The sequence below is a fragment of the Phyllobacterium myrsinacearum genome (assembly GCF_014138285.1).
In the GTDB taxonomy this organism is placed as follows: Bacteria; Pseudomonadota; Alphaproteobacteria; order Rhizobiales; family Rhizobiaceae; genus Phyllobacterium; species Phyllobacterium myrsinacearum_A.
The window spans coordinates 1-2,683 of record NZ_JACGXN010000034.1; the positions used below are offsets into that span (position 1 = coordinate 1).

A 2,683-nucleotide genomic window follows, 5' to 3' on the forward strand; every position below is an offset into this window, starting at 1 on the left:
GTATGCGACGTCCACGCCCCATAGATTTTTCGGTTGATCTACGGGCCGTCAAATGAGCTCACCGAAGAGTATCTGACGAGCTCATTGTGAGGCTCTGATGCGCGCGGCATAGGCCCATGGCATCAGGGCATCGATGTCTTTGGCGAGGTGGCCGTTTGCGAGGCGGGTGAAGAGGTCGCACAGATAGGCGTAGGGCTCAACGCCATTCATTTTACAAGTGCCGATCAGGCTGGCAAACCGGGCCCAGTTCCGCCCCCCTTCATCATGGCCCGCAAAGAGCGCGTTGCGGCGGTTCATGGCCGGGCGACGGATGGCGTTTTCCACCAGGTTGGAATCGATATCGACGCAGCCGTCATCAAGGAACAGCCGAAAGCCATCCTGTCGTTTCAGCATATACGCCAGGGCAATGCCGAGATCGGATTTGCGTGAGACACGCACAGCCTGAGCCGCGAGCCAGGTGAAGAACTCGTCCACCAGCGGGAGGGACAGGTCCTGTCGAACGGCCCGGCGATGTCCGGGGTCTGAGCCTCGGATACTGTCTTCGATCTTGTATAGCGCGGCGATGCGAATGAGCGCCTCGTCGACGATGGGTGATCCGCTCTTTGGCGTGGCCTTGATCAGCTTTCTGCGCCCATGTGCCCAACAGAAAGCCAGCTTCAAGGGAACGCCACCCATCCGGTCCGACGTGGCGAGGTGCGAATAGCCACCGTAGGCATCCACCTGGATTGTCCCGTTGAACCCGTCGAGGATTTCAGCGGCATATTCGCCTTTACGCCCGGGCCGGTAATGGAACACCACGCCCGGCGGCGCGGAGCCATTCCAGCCGCGGTCGTCACGCAACACGGCCCAGAGATAACCGGTCTTCGTCTTACCTCGCCCCGGATCAAGAACCGGAGCTGTTGTCTCGTCGACATAGAGCCGCGTGCTTTCCCACAGCAGCCGTTTGGCCATGTGGTCGACCACCGGTGCGATTTCGCTGCCCGTGCGCCCCATCCAATCGGCCAGCACCGTGCGGTCGATCGGCACGCCGTGTCGCGCCATGACCTCGGCCTGCCGGTTGAGCGGCATATGTTCGGAATGCTTGGAGACGGCAATCTCCGCCAGTAGGGCTTCGGTCGGCCAGCTTCCTTCCAGGAGATGCGCCGGCGCTCTGGCCTGGACGACGCCCGTTCGACCCTTGGGACATGCGTATTTCGGGCGGATCGTGACGATCACCTCGTAGCGCGCCGGGACCCGGTCGAGCCGTTCCGTCCGGTCCTCGCCGATCCGGACCATGTTGCCGCAACCGCAGGGACAAGCGATGCTCTCGGGCTCGATCACGCGCTCGACCCGCGGCAGGTGTTCGGGCAGTGCACGAGCCTTCCGCTCCTTGCGAGGAGCGGCCTTTTCCGGATCGGATGTGCTGGCTTCGATCTTTTTCTCGACGGCGGCGATCCGCGCCTGTGTTTCGGCGATCGCCGTTTCAAGGTCTTCCAGCGCCAGTTCCATCTGCGCCGGATCTAGCTTTTCCGATTTCGGCCCGAACTTCGTGCGCCGATAGTCGTGAACCTGCCCCTCAAGCTTCTCGATCAGTTCCTTCAACTCGGAGATGAACGCGTCCTTTTCGGCCACCACAGCCTGCTCATGCTGACGTGCAGCACGCTCGACCGACAGCTCGAACTGCATCGCCGCAAAGGCTTTGACAACCTCTGGCGGAAGGTCCGGAAACAGGCTGAGATCAAGGGGCGATGACATGCGCCCTTATAGCAAGGCAGCACGAAAAAGCCAAATAAAACAATGCAAAGACGGCCGGATATTCACCCTGCCGCCGATGGCGCAATCACCCGTTGCGCCATGACCCGCCGCCAGTCAAGACCCTCGAACAAAGCCTCGTATTGACCCCTGGAAAGACGCATCGTCCCATCCTGCACCTTGGGCCAGGCAAAGCTTCCATGTTCAAGAATTTTGTAAGTTAGCACCATTCCTGTGCCATCCCACACCAGGATCTTCAGACGATCCCCGCGCTTCGACCGGAAGATCACCGTCACCCCGGAATGCGGATCAAGCTTCAATTCGGTTTGAACCATCAAAGCCAGCGCCTGATGCCCGCAGCGGAAGTCCACCGGCCGCGTCGCGATCAGGATCGGCAGTCGTTGGCCAGCGACGATCATGCCGTCCCTCGCATCGCTCGCACCAGAGCCGCCACACGTTCAACCGGCACGTCACCGGGAACCCGCATCACAACGTCCGGGCCGATCTCCAGCGTCAAGACCGCTGAAACCGCCTCCGGCAGTTTCGGCGGCGCTAAAACACCCACAGCCTCGCTCGGCTCCGCTGTGATCGCCAAAGGCACAAATGCAGGCTCGGCATCCACGTTCTCCGAAGGGCCCGGCATAGCCTCAAAAGGCAGGGCCAAAACCCCATCTCGTGCTTGTCGCCGCCAACTGGAAAGTTGGTTTGCTATAACGTCATGACGACGCGCAACATCAACAACACGAACACCGGGCTGAAAGCTTTCCGCTACAATCCGAGCCTTAACGTCATCCGGCCAACGCCGATTTCCCCGGCGCGGCTCGACAACTTCGTAGCGACCCACAAATCCATCTTCTGCCATGCAAATCTCCAGTTAGTCCTGGAAACCTTCTCGCACACGCAGCAAGCCTCAAAATATAGCCAATCCAATGGGGCGGAGACGGCGCTTACG

General features: G+C 60.5%; 3 protein-coding genes. All 3 read right to left on the minus strand.

Annotation, left to right across the window (positions count from 1 at the left end; translation table 11 throughout):
* Positions 1–81 precede the first annotated feature (81 nt).
* Positions 82–1,734, minus strand: coding sequence for an IS66 family transposase (tnpC, locus tag FHW16_RS28675; protein ID WP_057469023.1), 1,653 nt, complete (start codon positions 1,732–1,734; stop codon positions 82–84).
* 62 nt (positions 1,735–1,796) lie between these two features.
* A complete protein-coding gene (tnpB, locus tag FHW16_RS28680) occupies positions 1,797–2,150 on the minus strand; it encodes an IS66 family insertion sequence element accessory protein TnpB (RefSeq protein ID WP_047637286.1) in 354 nt (117 codons plus the stop codon).
* Positions 2,147–2,593, minus strand: coding sequence for an IS66-like element accessory protein TnpA (gene tnpA, locus FHW16_RS28685; RefSeq protein ID WP_057469022.1), 447 nt, complete (start codon positions 2,591–2,593; stop codon positions 2,147–2,149). The genes tnpB and tnpA overlap by 4 nt, the downstream gene beginning before the upstream one ends.
* Positions 2,594–2,683: the final 90 nt, after the last annotated feature.